This is a genomic window from Paraburkholderia sp. J7 (assembly GCF_905220155.1).
Lineage (GTDB): Bacteria > Pseudomonadota > Gammaproteobacteria > Burkholderiales > Burkholderiaceae > Paraburkholderia.
Map to the genome: position 1 here is coordinate 175,307 of NZ_CAJMYZ010000003.1, position 20,816 is coordinate 196,122.

Below are 20,816 nucleotides of genomic sequence, written 5' to 3' on the forward strand. Positions count from 1 at the left end.
GCGAAACGCGCGGCAAGCCCAAGCCAACCAACATACTCGCGCAACACGCTGTGTGCAAGGCCGAAGGATCAGCCCTCCTTACCATCGGCACGCGGCGCGATGAGCCAGCCGGCGTAGCGGTAGCAATAGGCCGCGAACGCAACGACCCAGCATGCACCTGAAGCTTCGATCCAGAACGTGAGCCACTGTGGCGCGAGCCATGGTCCCGCCACACGCATCAACGCGGCGATCACGAGCAACCCATAGGAGGCGATATCGAAGCCGCCAGCCACCAGCTTGCGGCCCGTATGTCCGCGCGCCGTGCGCGTGATCATCGCCATGATCGCGCAGCCGATAGCGCCCACTGTGAACGCGTGAATGGCAAGCGTATGCGCGACGAAACCCAATGCGGCGAGCGCAAGCAGCACGAAGCCAACAGGTATCCACGCATAGGCGATGTGCAAGATGGTCAGGATCGGCCGGTTGCCGACTTGCCACGAACGCCAGCCCCAGATGCGCGCGCCTTGTGCACACGCCGCCGCAAGCGCGGCTAGCGCGACGAGCACGCCGGAGCCGAACACCGCGTCGAGCACGAACGCCAGTGCGCTTAGCGGCAGCACCGCGCGCTCGACCCCATTCCAGCGCTGTGCCGTGTAACCCGGCACAGCGTTGGCCGTGAAAGACGGGATGATGCGCCCGCCGATGATCGTAATGAACAGCACCAGCATGCCCACGGCGAGATACGCGCTGTGCAGCGCCCAGTCCGCGCGGCCCGCCAGCATCGAGAGATGGAACGCCACGTTCAGCGCGGCGAGCATGCCGAGCGCGACCGGCAAGAAGATGTTGTGGCTGTTCTTTGCGCCGATAAGTACACGCAGCAGCACGATCGCGCACGCGGGAAGAAAGAGGCTATCCACCACGGCGGCCACGCCGGGCGTTGCGTAGGCAACGGTAATACGCCCGGCGAGCCACAGCAGCCAAAGCGCCGCCAGCGACTTGCCCTGTGCTGGCGTGACCGACGTCCACGCGCGCACGGCGGTCAGAAGAAACCCCGCTACGATCGCCGCGCCGAAGCCGTAAATCATCTCGTGCACGTGCCAGAACATGCCCGGCAGGTATGAAGCGAGGCCCGGCAACGGGTGGCCGGCGTAGGCGGCCATCCAGACCAGCACCGCCGCGCCGCCAAAGAGCGCACCGCCAAGATAGAACGGCCGGAAGCCGAGCGCCCACAGCGCGAAACCACCGCGAGCCGCGGGGGTGGGTTCTTCGATTCGAAAGACGGTCATGATCGCCCTCGCCAATACATACATTTTCAATGCATGTTATATGGACTGGCGAAGAAATGCCGCTGCAAAGCTGAAAACGCGATGTAATGCCGCAGGCGCGAGTCCGGCCGCTCCCTGCCGGCGCCACGCTCGACGAGAAAACGGGCGCGGCCCGCGCCGCGTCTCTCGCTCAGAACATATGGCGCAAGCCCACCATCATGCCGAGCTGCGTGGTGCTTGCCGCTGCACTGACGCCAACGAAGCCTTGCAGTTGCGCCCCGACCAGGCCGCCGCGGTACAGCGAATAATCGGCTTCCGCATAAACGCTCGTCGCACGCGAGAGATCGTAGTCGGCCAACAGCTGGAATTGCGTGGCGTTGCCATCGCCGCTTTGTTTCTTGCCTTCTTGCAGCGTGCGCCACACGTTGGCGGAAAGATGCGTATTGTCCCCAACCAGCTGCGAAACGCCGCCAAAGAACATCTCACGCGAAGAAAACGTATTGAACTTGAGCGCAGTGAGTTGCGCGGCTGTGAACGGGCCGTTCGGAAAATTCCCCATAAAGCCGGCGTCCTGCCGGTTCATCGCCCAGCCGAAGTTGACAGTCGTTTCCGCAAACGTGTACGCCGCGCCTGCGGTCCACGCCTTGAAGTGCGCGGAGCTGTTGATCGCGTCGCGCGTGTCCAGATAGCCTGCGGCGAGGCGCAACGGCCACTGCGGAATATAGGTGACCGAGGCGCCGATCTGGCTGCCGGCGCCGAATGCGCCGGCTTGTCCGCCGAAAGCGTATGAGAGTTCAAGCGTGATGTCCTGCCAGCGCGCAATGTATTTCGCCATGTTGCTGGCCCAGACGCCCTGGGCCATCGCGACTTCCGGGCGGAACTGGTAGACCGTCGGCAACCACTGCGCACTCACGTAGGTTTTCAGCACGGCATCCGCAAGCGGGTTGGTCTGGCGCCCCAGCGTCAGCCGGCCGAGCGTGGAAGACTGCAAACCCACATACGCCGTGTTGAAGAACGGATAACCGGGATCGCTCATGCCGGAGTTCGGGAAGAACCGGCTCTCCAGCTGGAAAACAACGCGATTGCCGCCGCCGAGATCCTCCGCGCCAAGCAGCCCCCAGTTGCTTTCGCTGAGACCGCCGTTGGCGAGTTGAACCTTGTCGTCCCCGGCAGCATTGGCATGGGTCGTATAGCGCACGGCGGTGTCGACGATTCCGTAAAGCGTCACCGACGATTGCGCGTGCGCCGCCGAACCAAACGCAGCCATCGCCACGGCAACGGCCATCCGCGCCGCCCCGCCGAACTTGAGCTGCATTGTGTTGCTTGATTGCATCGAGTCTCCTGTCGCAGTTATCACGTAGTTATCAATTGCTGGCCGAACGTCGACTTCAGTCGAGAACGACAATTCGGAATGCTTGACATCACGCCGCAATCCGGCGTGCGATGCGCTCGATCGACCGCTCAGGGTTGAGCACCACGAGGCCGCCCAACGCAAGCACCACGAGCAGCGCCCCGGTAAGCAGCAGGCCTTGCTCGAAGCCCACCGCTACGTTGTCGTGCGCGCCGCGAATCAGCCAGCCCACTACGGGCGGCGCGACGATGCCTGCTATCCACGCGACCGAATACTCGATGGCGAGCGCCGCGCCGCGTTGCGAGGCTGGCGCGATCTGCGCGACCATTGCGGGACCGAGCGAATAAATGATCGGCGTGGTGGCGATCGCCAATGCGATCAACGCGATCTTGACGAATGGGCCGAAATCGCAAACCGCAACCCCGAGCAGCAGAACGCCGCCAACGGCCAGACACCCGCAAACGAACGCACCGCGCGCAATACGTGATGGCACGCCACGCGTCATGAGCCGCTGCGACCAAGCGGAAAGCACGAGGCTCACCGGCGCACTCGTTACGAGCACCGCGGCGAAGAGTTGGCCGGCGCGCTGCGGCGCAAAGCCGAGCCCCTGATTCAGGTAGGCGGGCAGCCAGGTCAGGGCGAGCGCCAGCGTCAGGAAGGCCGCAAAGTGCAGTGCAATGATGCACACCACGGTGCGGTCGGTCAGGAGCGCACGATAGCGCACGCGCGGCGCGGGTTCATCCGCATCCGGGCCCGTTGCCACGTTCGTTGCGTGTGCATCGAGTTGCCCTTCGCGCCCGACGATCAGCCACAAGACAGCCCATGCCAAACCCAGCGCCGCCAGCACGATGAAGTTGGTGCGCCAGCCCCACCGCGCGTCGATCCAGGGCACGGCAATGCCCGCGACGACCATGCCGAACACGCCGCCCTGCTGGAACACCGAGACAGGCAGATTGCGCTTTGCATCGGGAAACCACTTGTAGCAAGCATGAATCGCGATGGGCTGCGCCGGCCCTTCGCCCGCGCCCAGCAGCACGCGGCAGGCGATCAAGGTGGCAAGCGACGCGCTGTACGCAATCGGAAGCTGCACAACGGCCCACAACACGGCCATCGCGAGCAGCAGCCAGCGCGTGGGCCAGCGGTTCGAGAGGAAACCGCCCACCACGCCTGTCACCGCGAACAGGAAGAAGAAGCTGCCCGCGAGCAGTCCGTATTGCGCCGGCGAAAGGCCAAGCTCTTTCATGAGCGGCGCCGCGACGAGACCGAGCACGACCTTGTCGATGAAATTGATCGCAACGAGCAGGAACAGCATGAGCGTCATGAACCAGGCGCGCGCGGGTTGATAGGTGGGTTGCATGCTTGTGTTTTCTGGAAGTGAGACGGCGCGGCTTAGCGGCCTGAGCCGAAGTACCAGCGCAAGACCGCACGCTGAACCGCACGGCCATAGGGCGGATGAAACAACTCGACCAGAAACCATCGATGCTCGGCGAACACGGCCTTGGCATGCGAAAGCTCGCGAAAGCCCTCTTCGCCGTGGTAATTGCCCATGCCCGACATGCCGGTGCCGCCGAAAGGCAGCGAGTGGTTCATCGCGTGCCATCCCCAGTCGTTGAGCGTGACACCGCCGGAGTGCGTTTCCTGCATCACGCGGGCGCGCTCGCGCGCATCGGAGCCGAACCAGTAAAGCGCGAGCGGACGCTCGCCCCGGCGCACGTAGTCGAGCGCATCGCCGAAGGTTTCATACGCGATCACCGGCAGCAGCGGGCCAAAGATCTCCTCGCGTGCAATGCGCATCTGCGGACGCACGCCGGTGACGATGTGCAGCGGAATCTGGCGTCCGGTCGTCGCGCACGACCCGCATACGGTGACCTTCGCGCCAAGCGCGCGTGCGTCCTCCAGCAGTTCGAGCATGCGGCTGTGTGCACGCGCATCGATCATCGACGTATAGTTCGCGCCGTCGCCCACCCATCCTTCGAAGGCCTGCGCGGCCGCTGCCACAAACGCTTCGACCGATTCGCGGGGAACCAGCGCATAGTCGGGCGCAACGCAGATCTGGCCCGCGTTCACCGTCTTGCCGTGAACGATGCGGCGCGCCGCACGCGCGAGATCGGCCGAGCGCGAGACGAGCGCCGGAGACTTGCCGCCCAGTTCCAGCGTAACGGGCGTCAAGTTGTCGGCGGCGGCACGCATCACCTCGCGCCCCACTGCCGGCGAGCCGGTAAACACGAGATGATCGAAAGGCAGTGCGCAAAAGCGCTTTGCGCACTGCGCGTCGCCCTCGATCACCTCGACTTCGTCCGGGCCGAGTGCGTCCGCAAGCAGCGCGCGCAGCGCACGTGAAGAGGCGGGTGCGTATTCCGATGTCTTGATCAGGCAGCGATTGCCCGCGGCGAGCGCGGTGGCGAGCGGCCCGAGCGCGAGATAGAACGGAAAATTCCAGGGCACCACAATGCCGACCACGCCCTTGGGCTGGTACTGGACCGCGGCGCGATTCGTGCTGAACAACAGTTCGGGCGAGCGCCGCGAAGGCCGCATCCAGCGCTTCATATGCCGCAACAGGTGGTCGATATGCAGCAGCGAAGGCAGCAGGTCGACGAGCATCGTCTCGCCCGCGGCGCGCACGCCGAAGTCCGCCGCTGCGGCTGCGGCGCAATCGGCGGCGTGACGGCGCAACGCGTGACGCAGGCGCTGGAGCGTGTCGCGCCGTTGCGCGTAGGCCGGATAAGGCGCGGCGGCGAAGGCCACGCGCAGCGCTGCGAAACGTGCCGCCAAATGGAACGCAACGGGATCGTCCGCGTTGTGCGGCGTGCGCCATGCCTGATCGATCAGCTTCATTGAACGAGTCTCCCGGGATTGTCAGTGGCCTGCGTTCAAACCGGCACGTCACCGATAATCGTCGCGCGCAGCATGCGCCGGCGAGCTGGGAAGTAGTCCTGAATAGCGTAGTGCTGCGTCGAGCGGTTGTCCCAGAACGCAATCGTGTTGGGGCGCCACTTCAAGCGCACCTGATACTCGGGCACAGCCGCCTGGCGATACAGGTATTGCAGCAAATCCATTTCGGCCAGGCGGAAATCGAAGCCAAAGCGCACCTCATTCTTTTCGATGAAATTCGCCAGGTGCGTTGTGAACGCTTCGTTCACGTACAGCACGCGCTCGCCTGTTTCCGGATGCGTACGCACGACGGGGTGCATGACCGGCGGAAATGCGGCGCGGCGCGACTCGCGCTCCTCGGGCGTCATGCGCGTGCCAAATGCGGGCAGCAGATCATGGACCGCGATAAGGCCTTCCAGCGCGTTGCGCGTGGCCTCAGGCAACCGCGCGTACGCTTCGGCCATGTTCACCCAGATCGTGTCGCCACCCACCTTCGGGCACTCGATACAGCGCAGCATCGAGCCCATCGAAGGACGCGCACGCCAACTCACATCCGAGTGATAGACGTTTTCGCGGCCGGGGATCTTGCTGTCGCCGCCCAGCACCACAAGCTCCGGATGATCGGGGTGATGCGGAAAAACCGGATGCACTTCCAGCTCGCCAAAACGCTGCGCCAGTGCCACCTGCTGTGCGGCGCTAATGTCCTGATCGCGGAACACGAGCAGCTTGTGCTTGAGCAGCGCGGCGCGCAATACGGCGTACTGGTCGTCGTCGAGCGGCTGCGTGAGGTCGATGTTGCCGACCTCCGCGCCAATCACAGGCGACATCGGCTCGATGCTGAACGACGTCTTGAGGGCGCCCGCACTGACAATCGCGGGACTTTCGGGGGTGGCGTGCATGACTCTCTCCATGGTGATTCGAACCCGGTGCACAAAAGATACTCACGGGTATCGTTTTGAAAGATACTATTGGGTATCATTTGACGGGTCAACCGAGGGTTTTCCCATGTCACACCACGATGAAAAGCCGTTGTCCGAGTCTCTGGAAAGCGGGGACGGGTTCGTCGCGCCGCGCTACCGCAGCGGCCAGCGCTCCGCCGACGCCCTGCTGGAAGCGGGCCGGGTCCTGCTTGCGGAGATCAGTTACGAGGCGCTGAGCATCAACGAACTGTGCAGTCAGGCGAACCTCACGAAGGGCGCGTTCTATCGACGCTTCGAAAGCAAAGACGCCTTCTTTCACGCGCTCCAGCGTCTCGCGCTCGACGACGCGGCGCGCGTGCAGCGCGCGCTCACAGTCGAGTTGGATCGGAGTGGCGCCAGCACGACGACTGCCGCCGAGTATCTGCGTCTCGTGGTCGATAGCGTGCGCGTGTGGCACTTGAGGCATCGCGGCATGATTCGGGCTTCGCTGCAGCGGCGCGACCATACGGCCGACGGCTGGCAACCCATCAAGCAGTTCGCGCGCGGTTTCGTCGACGAGATCGCGGCGCACCTCATCCGCATGCCGGAACTGCGGCGCAACAAGGAAGCGGTGGCGCGGCTGAAAATCGGCTTCCAGAGTGTTATCGCCACGATGATCAATGCGGCGCTGAACGACCCCGGCCCGCTGCGGCTGGAAGATACGGCCATGACCGACGCACTGAGCCGCATGCTCACGCTCTACGTGGTGACGCCCGAAACCGATACCGCGGCCTGAGCCGTTCCGCAGGCGGGCTTAAGAGGAGGTTCTTTGGGCTGAGCTTCCGGCGCGGCCAAGCCTCGCCACCCGCGGCTGCGGGTGAGGCGCACGCCCTCGCGCCACATCGAGCGACTCGCCGGCATAGGGCAGCCACACCGTGAAGGCCGTTCCGCCCCCTTCGCGCGACGCCACTTCGACGCTCCCATGATGGGCCTCTACGATCGAGCGGACGATAGACAGACCCAGCCCCATGCCGTGCGGCTTGGTCGTATAGAACGGCTCGAACAGGCGCTGCGCCGAAACGGCCCCGCAGCCGCTGCCGCGGTCGGCCACGGTGAATTCAACGCCGTCGGCAAGCCGTTGCGTGCTTATCGTGAGGATACGGGTGGCCTGGCCGGTATCCTGCATGGCGTCCATGGCGTTGATCGCGAGATTGAGTACGACTTGCTGGACCTGGACCGGGTCGCCCATGATCTCCGCATTGCCTGCGGCGTAATTCTCTTCCACGCTAATGTTGCGTCGTTTCGCTTCCGGCGCGATCAGCTTCAATGCGCATTGCAATGTGGCGTCGAGCGGCAGCGGACTGAACGCTACGCTCTGCTTCTGCAGCAAGCTGCGCAAACGCTGCACCACGTCATTGGCCCTCAATGCATCGCGCTTCACATCGGAGAGGATTTCCCTCAACTCGTCGGCATCGAGATGCGAGGACTTCATGAGCAGTTCCGCGGCATCCGCATTGCTCAGGATCGCGCCCAGCGGCTGCCCCACCTCATGCGCAATCGAGGCGCTCAGCTCGCCCACCGTCGCGAATCGCGCCGCCCGCGCGAGTTCGCCGCGCCGCGCAGTGACTTCGGCTTCCGCAAGCCGGCGGCTGCGGCGCTGCGCCAGCAACGCGACGATGGTGAGCGTCTGGGCCAGCAGCACCGCCAGCGCGATCAGCACCACCCCGCGGTATTCGCGGAAAATAGACTTGGGAAAGTCGATCAACCGGCACTCCGCTGGCAGCGCCGAGGCAGAAAGACCATAGCGTTCCAGTTGCGTGACGTTTGCCGTGCACCACGCGGGCAGCGCGGGGAACGCCGGCCCGTCGACGCGGCCTGGGCTGCGCAGGATCGACAACGCGGCTTGCGCGGTCAAGCGAGCGTTTTCTTCGAAGTCGTACATGGCGCCCGCCGTCACCCCACCGTCGAGATAGGTCGAATACCACGCGTAGATGGGCGCACGCGAAGCCGCGACCAGATTGGGCACGATTTGATACGGCAAATATCGGTGACCCTCGCTGTCCCGATACATGGTCGTATAGACCACGGCCGTTTGCCTGTCGAGGCGCGCGAGCCGCTGCTCGATCTCGCGCAACGGCAGCCCCCGCCATGTTTCGACGTTGCTCCAATGAGCGCCGTGCAACGTTGCCACTTGTGCGACGCGATCGATGAATGAGTAATCGGTGTCAGTTGCTCCCCCGATCACCACGAGTCGATGCGCGTCGGGTTGGAGGTCCTCCGCGATCGCCAGCGTTTTCGTGATGTCGATCCGAAACGGCACGCGATTGAAGCCTGCGGGCAGCGTGTGCTGCGCAAACCACTCTTCAGGCACGCTCGTCAGCAGTACGGGGGCGCCGGGCCATAGCTGCGCGTGATTCTTCAATGCGAAATCGGCGGCATGGTTGCCTATTCCCACCACGAGATCGATGCGCTGATCCGCATACTTCTTCTTCATTAGCGCCAGAAATTCGGGCGCGAGGTCGTCGGAGCCGAAGCGAAAGCCGTCGAGTGCGTCGAGATACACTTCCGCACCGTTTGCAGCGGACGTCTCCAGTATGCTTCTGAGCGCCTTGATCTGCACCAGGACAGCCGGCTGTATCGGGTCTGCGCCCGCGAGGATCTCCACGCGCGCGGGTTCCGCGGCGAGCGCGGCCGCCGCGCCAATGAGCAGCCACACGAGCGTAATTGTCCCTGTCACTTCGGCAAGCCCGCGCACCCGCGCCAAAGCACTCGAAAGCGCGGCGAGCACGCCAGCCCGCCGATGTCCGCAAACATGCATCGACAGGCTTCCATGAACGGTGCGTGGCAAAGCGCCTTTCTCCATTTCAGGCACGGCGTGAGATTATTCGCTGAAACATGGTCGTTCTTCGTCTTTAAATCCGGATATTCGCGAATGCCGACTAGTGCAATGCGTCAATTAGCAAGCCGGTAATTCATTCGTTTCACGCCATCCCTTAAAAAGGAAGATCTTCCACTCCGCCGATTGCCCCATTTGACCTTGAAAGCTGGATTTGGAGGCTTCAGGTTTGCAGCAAGCGACTGACGCAGCTCATCCACCCCTTCATGCAATGCGTTATAGCAATTTCCCCACTTTCCCGGCTCCTGACTGTACAGAAAGGTTGGCAACCGACGTTATCAGACACCTCATGTTTAGTATGGCGAATATTCAAAATGAATCGGAACAAGTGAAATGAGAGCCCGTATTGGCCTGCCCTTGCGGGCAATCCCGTTGCCCCTTCTACCGATAGCGAAACCGTGTGGCCGCTCCGATACTGAACGCCGGTACGTCAACGCTCCGGCTGACCATGGCCCATCCCGCACCTGAAGCGACCAGTGACATCCGTGACACCGCCTCGCCAACTGGATCGCCAGATATGGTCCACATTGCGGGCGGCACATTCCTGATGGGCTCGAATCAGCACTACCCGGAAGAAGCGCCGGCGCACAAAGTGCGCGTTCGCAGTTTCTGGATAGATCGTCATACGGTCACGAATGCCCAGTTCAGGCAATTCGTCGACGCGACCGGCTACATCACCTCAGCCGAGCGGCCGGCGAACCCCGACGATTATCCTGGCGCATTGCCCGAGATGCTGGAGCCCTCTTCGGTGACGTTCGCCAAACCCCCGCGCCGCGTTGATCTGCGCAATCACTACAACTGGTGGGCCTACACGCGGGGCGCGGACTGGCGGCATCCACGCGGCCCGGCCAGTTCGCTGGAAGGGCTCGAGGATCATCCCGTCGTGCACGTCTCCTATGAGGACGCCGCCGCTTACGCGCACTGGGCGGGCAAGGACCTGCCCACCGAAGCCGAATGGGAATTCGCCGCGCGCGGCGGCCTGGAGGGCGCCGAGTTCGTGTGGGGCGATGAGTTCACACCCGAAGGCCGGCAAATGGCCAATACGTGGCAAGGCGAGTTTCCGTGGCAGAACCTGCTCGAAGACGGCTACGAATGGACTGCGCCGGTTGGCTCGTTTGCGCCCAACGGCTACGGCCTCTACGACATGGCCGGCAACGTGTGGGAGTGGACGAGCGACTGGTACCAGGATCACGGCAAGATCGTTAAGGCGTGCTGCACACTGGACAATCCGCGCGGCGGAACCATCGAATCCAGCGTCGACCCGCGCACGCCGCAACTCACGATACCGCGCAAGGTCATGAAGGGTGGCTCGTACCTGTGCGCACCGAATTACTGCAGGCGTTATCGGCCCGCCTCGAGAATGGCTCAGCCTGTCGATACCTCCACGTGCCATGTGGGCTTTCGTTGCGTGGTCCGCGATAACGCTTCCGGTTGAATCCCACACCGCTACCGTCGACGGTAGCTCTACGACAAGGAGTGTTCCATGGCGGGCAAGAAGAAACCCAACTTCCTGATCCTCTGGGGCGACGACATCGGCCAGTCCAATCTCAGCATCTTCACGAAGGGGCTGATGGGCTACCGCACACCCAACATCGACAGCATCGGCGAGGCCGGCGCAGTGTTCACCGACTACTACGGCGAACAGAGCTGCACCGCAGGCCGCGCGTCGTTCATCACGGGACAGTGCGGCTTGCGCACGGGACTGACCAAGGTCGGCCTGCCCGGTGCGCCGCTCGGTATGCGCGCCGAGGATCCGAATATTCCGGAACTGCTGAAGGACCTTGGCTATAGCACCGGACAATTCGGCAAGAACCATTTCGGCGACCGCGACGAGCATCTCCCCACGATGCACGGCTTCGACGAGTTCTTCGGCAACCTCTATCACCTCAACGCCGAAGAAGAGCCGGAACTACCCGACTACCCCGATGCCAACGAGTTTCCCGACTTTCGCAAGAAGTACGGCCCGCGCGGCGTGCTGCACTGCTGGTCCGACGGCAAGGGCGGCCAGAAGATCGACAATACCGGCCCGCTCACCAGAGAGCGGATGAAAACGGTCGATACCGAATTTCTCGCGGCCGCGAAGGAGTTCATCCAGAAAGCGCATAAAGAAGACAAGCCGTTCTTCCTCTGGTTCAACACTTCACACATGCACTTCCGCACGCATATCGAGGACCGCATCCGTGGCCAGGCGGGTCGTTGGCAGTCCGAATATCACGACTGCATGGTCGAGCACGACAAGCATATCGGCGAGATGCTCGCGTTGCTCGACGAACTGGGCATTGCGGACGACACCATGGTCATGTACAGCACCGACAACGGTCCGCACATGAACTCCTGGCCCGACGCCGGCATGACGCCGTTTCGCAACGAGAAGAACTCCAACTGGGAAGGTGCATACCGCGTGCCCTGCCTCGTGCGCTGGCCGGGGGTAATCGAGCCGGGCACGGTGTGCAACGAGATCGTGAGCCACCTCGACTGGCTGCCCACCATCGTCGATGCAGCGGGCAACCCGGATATCAAGGAGGAACTCAAGAAGGGCTTCAAGGCCAACGGCAAGGACTTCAAGGTCCATCTCGACGGTTTCAGCCTGATACCCTACTTCACCGGCAAGGCGAAGAAGCCGGAGCGAAAAGGCTTTTTCTATTTCACCGACGACGGCGACCTCGCGTGCCTGCGCTTCGACAACTGGAAAGTGGTCTTCATGGAGCAGCGCACGACCGGCACACTGAGGATATGGGCCGAACCGCTCGTCACTTTGCGGGTGCCGAAGATATTCAACCTGCGAACAGACCCCTACGAACGGGCCGATATCACATCCAACACCTACTACGACTGGCTGCTTGATCACGTCTTCATTCTCGTGCCGGCACAAGCCGGCGTCGCCGAATTCCTGCAGACCTTCAAGGAATTCCCGCCACGCCAGAAAGCGGCGAGCTTCGGCGTGGACCAGGTGGTCGAGAAGATGATGGACGCCGCAGGCGGCGGTCACCGCTAGTCGCCGCTAGCCACCGCCAGTCAGCCCACGCGGCGCGTGTTTTCGCGCCAGTGCATTAGTGCAGCCCTCGGGTGGCGTTCGTCCGCACGCCGCCGAGGGCACGCCGTGCCAGGATATCCATGGACGCCAAGGCCCTGACTCTCCTCGCGCTCCAGTGCGCCATTGCAGGAACGGTCTTCACGTATGGCTTGCAGGCCACGCGCGACGACCTGCTCTACATCGCACGCCGGCCCGGCCTGCTCGTGCGCTCGCTCATCGCCATGCTGGTCATCATGCCGCTCATCGTGGTCGCGTGCGTGTATTACCTCCAGTTGCCGCAGCCGACCGCCGTCGTGCTGATCGCGCTCGCCATCTCGCCGGTGCCGCCGCTATTGCCCAGAAAACACAAGAAAGCAGGCGGCATCGCGCCCTACGGCCTGGGTTTGCTCGTGGTGCTTGCGCTGGTTTCCATCGTCACGGTTCCGCTCTCGGTGGCACTCCTGAACTGGCTCTTTGCCGAGGCGATAGCGGTCGGCCCCGTCGCGATCATGAAAATCGTGCTGACCATGATCATCGCCCCGCTCGTGGCGGGCGTGCTGGTCTCGAAGCTCGCTTCAGGCGCCGCGCAGCGCCTGCTCGCGCCCGTTCGGCTCGTGGCCACCGTACTGCTGTTTGCGGGCATACTCGCCCTGCTGGCAGGCACCTGGCATGGAATCTGGGCGGCCACCGGCCACTGGACGATATTCGCCATCGTTGCCTTCGTGCTTGCGGGGCTGATCGTCGGGCACTGGCTCGGCGGGCCCGAGCAGCAACACGCATCGGTGCTTGCGCTGTCCACCGCCTCGCGCCATCCCGCCATCGCGCTATCCATCTCCGCTGTCAACTTTCCCGGCGAGCAGTTCGCACCCACGCTGGTGCTCTATCTGATCCTATGCACGATGCTGGCCATTCCGTACGTGAAATGGCAACGTAGCCGCTCAGCGCTTTCATCCGGCACGCCTTAAAGGTCACGCCATGCCTACCTCACATGACCGCGACAGTCCTTTGATACCAGACACGGATTTATCGGCGCCCGTCAAACCCGACGAAGGCACGCTGCAAACGCGCGCGCGCACCTCGCTCGCGATCGAACGCACCTTTCTCGCGGCCGAACGCACGCTCATGGCCTGGCTGCGCACCGCGCTGTCGATGATCAGCTTCGGCTTTACGCTCGCGAAGTTTTTCGAATACGTGGAAAGCCAGAAGGGCGCGCCCATTGTCGGGCATTTCGGTACAACGTGGTCGCCGCGCGCGGTCGGCACGGCGATGGTCGTGATCGGGACGGTGGCCTTGCTGGTCGCGGTCGTGCAGCATAAGCGCCGCGTCAATGCGCTGCGACGAGAGGGCCTGTTGCCGCAATGGAATCTCGCCTACTGGGTTGGGATTGCGGTTGCCGCGCTCGGCGCATTTGCGCTCGGCACGTTGGTGCTGGACTGATCGCCGACGGGGACCGGCAACGCCGGCACCCGCGTCAAACCGCTTTTTCTTGACGACAACCACCTTATCTTTATTCAGGATGCCAAATAATTTTAATTTCAATCAGCGCGTCCTCCCTCTTTGATCAATCAACACCCCCACGTCACGTGCGAATTCAGTCCCTCACGCAATTCGCATAGAACCCATTATTTGGGACACCGGATGATCAGTGTTTACACGAATGGGTTAGGTGGCCGCTCTTTTCATAATATCAACGCACTAAAAGCGGCGGTACGAGACTACTCCACAGGAGGCACCGTGACGGGCATCCGACTGAGCGGCGTAACGAAGCGGTATGGCGAAACCGAGGTGATCACCGGCCTCGACCTCGACATTCAATCCGGTGAGTTCCTTGTCTTCCTTGGCCCCTCGGGCTGCGGAAAATCCACGTTGCTGCGCATGATCGCCGGGCTCGAAACCGTGAGCGACGGCCAGATCAGCATTGGCGAGCGGCGCGTGAACGAACAGCCTCCGGGCAAGCGCGGCGTGGCGATGGTGTTTCAGCACTACGCGCTCTACCCGCACATGACCGTGTACGACAACATGGCGTTCGGTCTGCGCAATACGGGTGTGAGCGCGGGCGAAGTCGACCAGCGCATCAACGAAGCCGCGCGCATGCTCGAACTCAGCCCGCTGCTGCAGCGCCGCCCCGCCCAGCTTTCGGGTGGCCAACGCCAGCGCGTTGCAATCGGGCGCGCCGTCGTCAAGGAACCCGACGCGTTCCTGTTCGACGAACCGCTTTCCAACCTCGACGCCGCGCTGCGCACCCGCACGCGCCTCGAACTGGCGCGCATTCATCAGCGCCTGCACTCGACCATGGTGTTCGTCACGCACGACCAGGTGGAAGCCATGACGCTCGCCACCCGCATCGTGGTGATGAACCGCGGGCGTATCGAGCAGATCGGCGCGCCGCTCGAGATCTACAAACGGCCCGCCACGCGCTTCGTCGCGGGTTTCATCGGCACGCCGGCCATGAACTTCATCAATGTCGAGCGCATGGGCGACAACGGCGGCCGGCTGATCGTCGGGCTGCCGTTCGACGGCGTGCAAGCGCCCACGGCCATTGCCACAGCGAGCCTGCCCGCGGGCAAGCTCACGCTGGGCGTGCGCGCCGAACACGTGCTGCTGGACCCGCAAGGGCCGCTGGTTGGCCGCGCCGAAGTCATCGAGCGTCTCGGTGACCGCTCGCTCGCCCACGTGAGCATGCCCAACGGTCAATTGCTCGTGGCCGAGTTGCCGCGTGCGCGCGAGCTCGATATCGAAACCGGAGACACGATCCGCATGAGTCTCGACGCGGCGCACCTGCATGTGTTCGATGAAACCGGGAAGGCGTGGCATGGCCTCTAACCGCTCGCTCGCCATCCCGCTGCCAAAAACGCGCGACGGCCGGCGGCGCAACCTGCGCGCGCCATGGTCCAACGCGCTGTTCGTGCTGCCGTTCGTGATCGTCTACGTGCTGTTGCTGATCGTGCCGTTATGCCTCGGCTGGTGGCTCAGCCTGCAGCGCGTGGACCTGCTCGCCGGCACGAGCGAGTTCATCGGCATGCGCAACTATCTCGACCTCACGCTCGATCCAATTTTTCGCGGCGCGTTGCGTAACACGTTCTACTTCGTCATCCTAACGGTCCCGATTTTCGTTCTGCTTGGCCTGGCGCTCGCGCTGGTGCTGAACCGCCCCGGCCGCTTCGGCGCAGCGCTGCGCGCGCTGTTTTTCGGGTCCTCGGTGTTATCGGTCACAATTGTCACGCTGGTCTGGAAGCTCGTGATGATGCCCGGCAACGGCCTGCTCGCCGACGTGAGCCACGCGCTCCATTTGCCGGAATTCGTTCCGCTGATGCACGAGGCCACCGCGCTGCCCGCCATCGCCGTCGTCACGGTCTGGTGGATCATGGGCCTGCCGATGATGCTGTTTCTCGCGGCGCTCCAGCAGATTCCGCAGGAGCTTTACGAAGCCGCGGCGCTCGACAGCGCTTCGCGCTGGCGCACGTTCACGAAAATCACACTGCCTTCCATCTGGCGCACTGTCGCGCTCGTGGCAGTGATCGAAGCGGTGCTGCAGTTCCAGTTGTTCGGCCAGGCCCAGCTGCTCACAGACGGCGGCCCGAACAACTCCACGCGCCCGCTCGTGCAATTCATCTACGAAACCGGCTTCCGCCAATGGTCGTTCGGCTATTCCGCAGCAGCGGCGCAAGTGCTTTTCGCGCTGATGCTGATCGGGGTGGTTGCGCAGGCCTGGCTTCTGCGCAAGAAGGAGAAGGCATGAGCACGCTGGCTTTCGAAACGCGCTCGCGCGGCTCGCTAACGGGCCGCATGGGCGACCGACTGATGCTCGGCGCCGTGGTGGTGCTCGCGCTGCTGTGGATCACGCCGCTCGTCTGGGTGCTGTGCCTCTCGTTCAAACCGAACGCGTTTCTCGAGCAGCACACCGACGTGCTCTTCTCGCCGCCCTTCACGCTGCGGAACTACACGAACATCCTCAACACCTCGGCGGTGGGTGGGTGGCTCGTCAACAGCCTCATCGTTTCGATCGGCCAGACGCTGCTCACGCTCGTCATCGCCTCGCTCGCGGGCTACGGCTTCGCGCGCACCGAGTTTCCCGGCAAGCGTTATCTCTACGTGCTCTGCCTTTGCGGACTCGCGGTGCCCGAGCAGGCGCTCGTGATTCCGCTACACCATATCTTCGCCTCGCTCGACTGGCACAACACCTATGGCGCGCTGATTCTGCCGCGTCTCGCCTCTCCGTTCGGCGTGTATCTCATGACGCAGTACTTCAAGGCGGTGCCCATCGAGATCGAAGAGGCCGCGTTGCTCGACAATGCTTCGCGTTTCAAGGTGTTCTGGCGCGTCGTGCTGCCGCTTTCGCTGCCGGCGCAAGCCACGCTCGCCATCTTCACGTTTCTCAGTGCGTGGAACGACTATCTCTGGCCGCTCGTGTCCGCATCGAAGCCCGAGATGTACACGCTGACCATCGGGCTCGCTTCCACGCAAGGCAATTTCGCCCAGTCCGAAGGCATTGGTTACCTCATGGCCCAAGCCGTCTTCGCCGGCTTGCCCATCTTCGTGCTGTATCTGTTCTTCCAGAAGTACATCGTGGCGGCCGTGGCAGGCACTGCGGTTCGGTAGACGACGCCCTCGAGTCACGCTTCGATCTGTTGCGCTTTATTTTCAATTAATTCGTAGTACAAACAACATGATCCACTGGGAGCGCGCAAGCAGCGCGCCAGCAGGATCTTCCACAGGAGAGAGACATGAGAAGATCGTTGGTGCGCGGCGTACTCACGCTCGCAGCGCTCGGCCTCGCGGCGGGTTTGACCGCGCCGGCCCAGGCCAAAACGGAAATCACGCTGTCGCGCTTCTTCGGCGCTTGCGACGCCGAATACGGCAAGGTCAACGACGTGAGCCAGGCCTCGGGCGAGTGCGGCATCATCACGACGCTCGTGAACCAGTTCAACGCGACGAACAAGGAAGACATCGTCGTCAAACCGCAGATCATCGAGTGGGCGCCCTACTATACGCAGCTCGACGCGCGCATTCTGAGCCGCGATGTGCCGACCATCTCGGTCATGCACGAAGCGGTGCTGGGCGACTACGTGAAGCGCAATCTGGTCGAACCGCTCGACGACGGCTTCAAGTCGGTCGGCGTGGACAAGAACGACTTCACGGCCCAGGCGCACCGCGCCGTGACGTTCGGTGACAAGACCTATGCGCTGCCGTTCGACACGCATTCGTGGCTCTGGCACATCAACGTGAACCTGTTCAAGAAGGCGGGGCTCGTCGACGCGAGCGGCAAACCCATCCTGCCGAAGACGCCCGACGAACTGCTCGCGCAGGCGAAGCAGTTCAAGGACAAGACGGGTCTGCCCTATTTTGCCGTGCCGATCGCCAATGAATCGGCCGCGCAAACGCGCACGTTCGACACCTGGGTCTATCAGCAAAACGGCACGCTGTTCCCCAATGGCCCCACGAAGATCGACATGCACACGCCGGCCGCCACCAACGCGCTCACGCTCTACGACAAGCTCATGAAGGCGGGCTCGATCACGCCGGGCCTTGACTACGGCGCAGCCAATCAGGCCTTCGAAAACGGCAAGGCGGGTGTGCTCATGTGCGGCACATGGATGATTGAGGACTTCACGAATCTTGCGAAGAAGCCCGACTCCCCGCTTGCGAACGGCTACGACGTGGTGCCGTTCCCGAACCTGTACCAGAAGAAGGCCGTGTGGGCCGACGGCCACTCGTGGGTCATGCTCAAGGGCGGCGCGAAGGACGAGAAGACCCGCCACGCCGCGCTCGTGTTTCTCAAGTTCCTCTACGACCATGACGGCGACTGGGCGCGTACCGGTCACCTGCCCGCACGGGAGTCGATCATTACGAGCGCCAGCTTCAACGCGCTGCCGCATCGCGCGGAGATCAAGGAGATCTCGGCCACGGGTTACGCGCTGCCGAACACGGTGCCGCGCCAGTTTGCAATCCAGCAGATCGTGGGCGAAGAGACCAGCAACATGCTCTCGACCGGCAAGTCGGTTGCCGACGTGCAGAAGGAAGCCGAACAGCGCACCAACGCCCTGCTCGCTCGATAACGTCACCGTGCGGTGCGCGCCTGCGCGGCGCTCACCGCCTCACTTCACACCGCTACAGCATGGATAGAGGAACACCATGATCGCTTCCCGCCTCATCGTCGATCGCGACTTCGTCATTTCCGAACTCGACCGGCGCCTGTTCGGCGCCTTTGTCGAGCACATGGGCCGCTGCGTCTATACCGGCATTTTCGAGCCCGGCCATCCGGACGCCGACGAGCGCGGCTACCGCAAGGACGTGATGGCACTTACGCGCGAACTCGGCCCGACGATCGTGCGCTATCCCGGCGGCAACTTTCTCTCGGGCTACAACTGGGAAGACGGCGTAGGCCCGCGAGAAAAGCGCCCGCGCCGCCTCGATCTTGCCTGGTACTCCACCGAAACCAACCAGTTTGGCACGAACGAATTTATCGAATGGTGCCGTTCGCTCGACATCGAACCAATGTACGGCGTGAACCTCGGCACGCGCGGCCCCGACGAGGCGCGCCGCTTCGTCGAGTATTGCAATCATCCGGGCGGCACGGCGCTTTCCGACCTGCGCCGCGAGCACGGCCATGAAAAGCCCCACGACATCAAGTTCTGGTGTCTCGGCAATGAAATGGACGGCCCGTGGCAAATCTGCCGCAAGACGGCCGAAGAATACGGGCGCGCCGCACTCGAAACGGCCAAGCTCATGCGCTCGGTCGACCCCACCATTCAGCTCGCCGCGTGCGGTTCCTCCACGCACGAAATGCCCACCTATGGCGCGTGGGAAGACCGCGTGCTCGACCATTGCTTCGAGCAGGTCGATTTCATTTCGCTACATACTTACTTCGAGAACCGTCGCGACTCGACCGCCGAATTCTTCGGCAATATCGAAGTGATGGATCTGTTCATCAAGGAAATCGTCTCGGTGGCCGACAGCGTGGCCGCGCGCAAGCATTCGTCCAAACGCATCATGCTTTCATTCGACGAGTGGAATGTCTGGTACAAGGCGCGCACCATCAACGATCTGCGCAAGCCGGGCTGGCCCGAGGCGCCGCGGCTCATCGAGGAGGTCTACAACCACGAAGACGCGCTGGTCGTGGGCGGCGCGCTCATCACGATGATGAACAACTCGGACCGCGTGAAGACCGCCTGTCTCGCACAGCTCGTCAACGTGATCGGGCCGATCATGACGGAGCCCGGCGGCCGCGCGTGGCGTCAAACCATCTTCCACCCGTTCGCACAGGCCTCGAAATTCGGCCATGGCCGCGTGCTCAAGCCGGTGATCGATTCGCCCACCTACGAAGCGGAAACCTTTCCGGAGATCCCTTATCTTTGCGCAGCGGTCGTGGACGATCGCGCTACGGGCACGACGACCCTCTTCGCGCTCAATCGTCACCTGAGCGAGGAGATGGAATTGAATGTCGAACTGCGTGGACTCGGCCGCGAACGTACGCTCGATCACGCGCTCGAGTTGTATCATGCCAACATGAAAGCGGTGAACACGGTGGAGGCGCCAACTACAGTGGCGCCGGCAGTCAACAACGCCGTGTCGGTCGAGGGGGAACGCGTGCGCGCGAAGCTCAAGCCGGGCTCGTGGAACGTGATTGTGACGACCGCCCGATAACACAGCACGCACACGCTGTGCACGACGTCCATGAAGGGGAAGTGATGTTCGAGCGCGAACCGATCGTTGGCAATATAACAACGCAGATCGCCAAGATTATCGGCATGCGCGTGGTCTCGGGCGAGTTCGCGCCCGGCGACGCGCTGCCGGTCGAAAGCGAACTGTGCAGCGCCTACGGCGTGAGCCGAACCACGCTGCGCGAAGCCATCAAACAGCTGGCGGCCAAACGGCTCATTGCCGTTTCGCCCAAAATCGGCACACGTGTCCTGCCCTTCTCCGACTGGAACCTGCTCGACCGCGACGTGCTCGCGTGGCGCCTCAACGCGCAGTTCGACTCGAAGATCGTCGAAGACATCTTCGAAATGCGCATCTGCTTCGAGCCGCGCGCGAGCTTTCTCGCCGCGCGCCACGGCAAGGAAGACACCTTCCAGATCATCGAGCGCCGGTACCTGGAACTGGCGAGCGCATACGGCCAGTCGGCCCAGCATGGCGCCTCCGACATTCGCGCAGCCGCCGACGCGAATCTCGAGTTTCATCTCGCCATCATCACGGCCTCGCAGAACGGCATGTTCATCACGATCGGCAATGCGATCAAGGCGGCGCTGCGCGTGTCGTCGGAGATGATGCAGCGCCAGGCCGCGAAGCCGAGCGAAGACCTCGAGTTGCATGACGCCGTGCGCCGGCATATCGTGGCGCGCGAAGCCGACGCGGCGGCGGCTGCCATGACGCGCCTGCTCGAACAGTCGCGCGACCGGATTCTGCGCTATACGATCGCGCCGTGACGACGGTGGGCACGCGTTCGTGCGCTGTGCCCGCATTGTGCTGATTGCGCCATCCGCCTGTACGCACGACTTGCGCGCCGCCGCTACCCGTGCGCACCCTGGTCCGCGGCCGCTTG

17 protein-coding genes are annotated in these 20,816 nt (G+C 63.2%); 11 read left to right on the forward strand and 6 right to left on the reverse strand.

Annotated elements, in window-relative coordinates; genetic code table 11:
* Positions 1–68 precede the first annotated feature (68 nt).
* From U5A58_RS06295 to U5A58_RS06315, 5 genes are all read right to left on the reverse strand, one after another.
* Positions 69–1,265: an NnrS family protein gene (locus U5A58_RS06295; RefSeq protein ID WP_321960751.1), complete on the reverse strand. Its 1,197-nt coding sequence runs from the start codon at positions 1,263–1,265 to the stop codon at positions 69–71.
* 169 nt (positions 1,266–1,434) lie between these two features.
* Complete coding sequence (locus U5A58_RS06300) at positions 1,435–2,577, reverse strand: porin (protein ID WP_321960752.1); 1,143 nt, start codon at positions 2,575–2,577, stop codon at positions 1,435–1,437.
* 88 nt (positions 2,578–2,665) lie between these two features.
* The gene (locus U5A58_RS06305) at positions 2,666–3,952 is read right to left on the reverse strand and encodes an MFS transporter (RefSeq protein WP_321960753.1); all 1,287 of its coding nucleotides are present in this window, start codon (positions 3,950–3,952) and stop codon (positions 2,666–2,668) included.
* Positions 3,953–3,984: 32 nt separating this feature from the next.
* Positions 3,985–5,430 carry an aldehyde dehydrogenase family protein gene (locus U5A58_RS06310; protein WP_321960754.1) on the reverse strand — a complete coding sequence of 482 codons (1,446 nt, stop codon included), beginning with the start codon at positions 5,428–5,430 and terminating at the stop codon, positions 3,985–3,987.
* Positions 5,431–5,465: 35 nt separating this feature from the next.
* Entirely contained in the window at positions 5,466–6,365 is a 900-nt protein-coding gene (locus U5A58_RS06315; protein ID WP_321960755.1) for a TauD/TfdA dioxygenase family protein, read from the reverse strand.
* A gap of 106 nt (positions 6,366–6,471) precedes the next feature.
* Between U5A58_RS06315 and U5A58_RS06320 the strand changes: the two genes are divergently transcribed.
* Positions 6,472–7,161 carry a helix-turn-helix domain-containing protein gene (locus U5A58_RS06320; protein WP_321960756.1) on the forward strand — a complete coding sequence of 230 codons (690 nt, stop codon included), beginning with the start codon at positions 6,472–6,474 and terminating at the stop codon, positions 7,159–7,161.
* An 18-nt stretch (positions 7,162–7,179) separates the two neighbouring features.
* On the opposite strand, the gene U5A58_RS06325 is transcribed toward U5A58_RS06320, so the two are convergent.
* A complete protein-coding gene (locus tag U5A58_RS06325) occupies positions 7,180–9,102 on the reverse strand; it encodes an ATP-binding protein (RefSeq protein ID WP_321960757.1) in 1,923 nt (640 codons plus the stop codon).
* A 676-nt stretch (positions 9,103–9,778) separates the two neighbouring features.
* Here U5A58_RS06325 and U5A58_RS06330 point away from each other — a divergent pair.
* From U5A58_RS06330 to U5A58_RS06375, 10 genes are all read left to right on the forward strand, one after another.
* Positions 9,779–10,696 carry a formylglycine-generating enzyme family protein gene (locus tag U5A58_RS06330; protein ID WP_321960758.1) on the forward strand — a complete coding sequence of 306 codons (918 nt, stop codon included), beginning with the start codon at positions 9,779–9,781 and terminating at the stop codon, positions 10,694–10,696.
* 48 nt (positions 10,697–10,744) lie between these two features.
* Complete coding sequence (locus U5A58_RS06335; protein ID WP_321960759.1) at positions 10,745–12,256, forward strand: arylsulfatase; 1,512 nt, start codon at positions 10,745–10,747, stop codon at positions 12,254–12,256.
* A 119-nt stretch (positions 12,257–12,375) separates the two neighbouring features.
* Positions 12,376–13,239: a hypothetical protein gene (locus tag U5A58_RS06340; RefSeq protein ID WP_321960760.1), complete on the forward strand. Its 864-nt coding sequence runs from the start codon at positions 12,376–12,378 to the stop codon at positions 13,237–13,239.
* A gap of 10 nt (positions 13,240–13,249) precedes the next feature.
* Complete coding sequence (locus U5A58_RS06345) at positions 13,250–13,711, forward strand: DUF202 domain-containing protein (RefSeq protein ID WP_321960761.1); 462 nt, start codon at positions 13,250–13,252, stop codon at positions 13,709–13,711.
* Between the two features lie 297 nt (positions 13,712–14,008).
* The gene (locus U5A58_RS06350) at positions 14,009–15,097 is read left to right on the forward strand and encodes a sn-glycerol-3-phosphate ABC transporter ATP-binding protein UgpC (protein WP_321960762.1); all 1,089 of its coding nucleotides are present in this window, start codon (positions 14,009–14,011) and stop codon (positions 15,095–15,097) included.
* Positions 15,087–16,013 carry a sugar ABC transporter permease gene (locus U5A58_RS06355; protein ID WP_321960763.1) on the forward strand — a complete coding sequence of 309 codons (927 nt, stop codon included), beginning with the start codon at positions 15,087–15,089 and terminating at the stop codon, positions 16,011–16,013. Before U5A58_RS06350 ends, U5A58_RS06355 begins: the two co-directional genes overlap by 11 nt.
* Positions 16,010–16,873 carry a carbohydrate ABC transporter permease gene (locus U5A58_RS06360; RefSeq protein ID WP_321936520.1) on the forward strand — a complete coding sequence of 288 codons (864 nt, stop codon included), beginning with the start codon at positions 16,010–16,012 and terminating at the stop codon, positions 16,871–16,873. The genes U5A58_RS06355 and U5A58_RS06360 overlap by 4 nt, the downstream gene beginning before the upstream one ends.
* A 125-nt stretch (positions 16,874–16,998) precedes the next feature.
* Complete coding sequence (locus tag U5A58_RS06365) at positions 16,999–18,330, forward strand: extracellular solute-binding protein (RefSeq protein WP_321960764.1); 1,332 nt, start codon at positions 16,999–17,001, stop codon at positions 18,328–18,330.
* A gap of 76 nt (positions 18,331–18,406) precedes the next feature.
* The gene (locus U5A58_RS06370) at positions 18,407–19,918 is read left to right on the forward strand and encodes an alpha-N-arabinofuranosidase (protein WP_321960765.1); all 1,512 of its coding nucleotides are present in this window, start codon (positions 18,407–18,409) and stop codon (positions 19,916–19,918) included.
* A gap of 44 nt (positions 19,919–19,962) precedes the next feature.
* On the forward strand, positions 19,963–20,700 hold the full coding sequence (locus tag U5A58_RS06375) for a FadR/GntR family transcriptional regulator (protein WP_321910047.1): 738 nt from the start codon (positions 19,963–19,965) through the stop codon (positions 20,698–20,700).
* Positions 20,701–20,816: the final 116 nt, after the last annotated feature.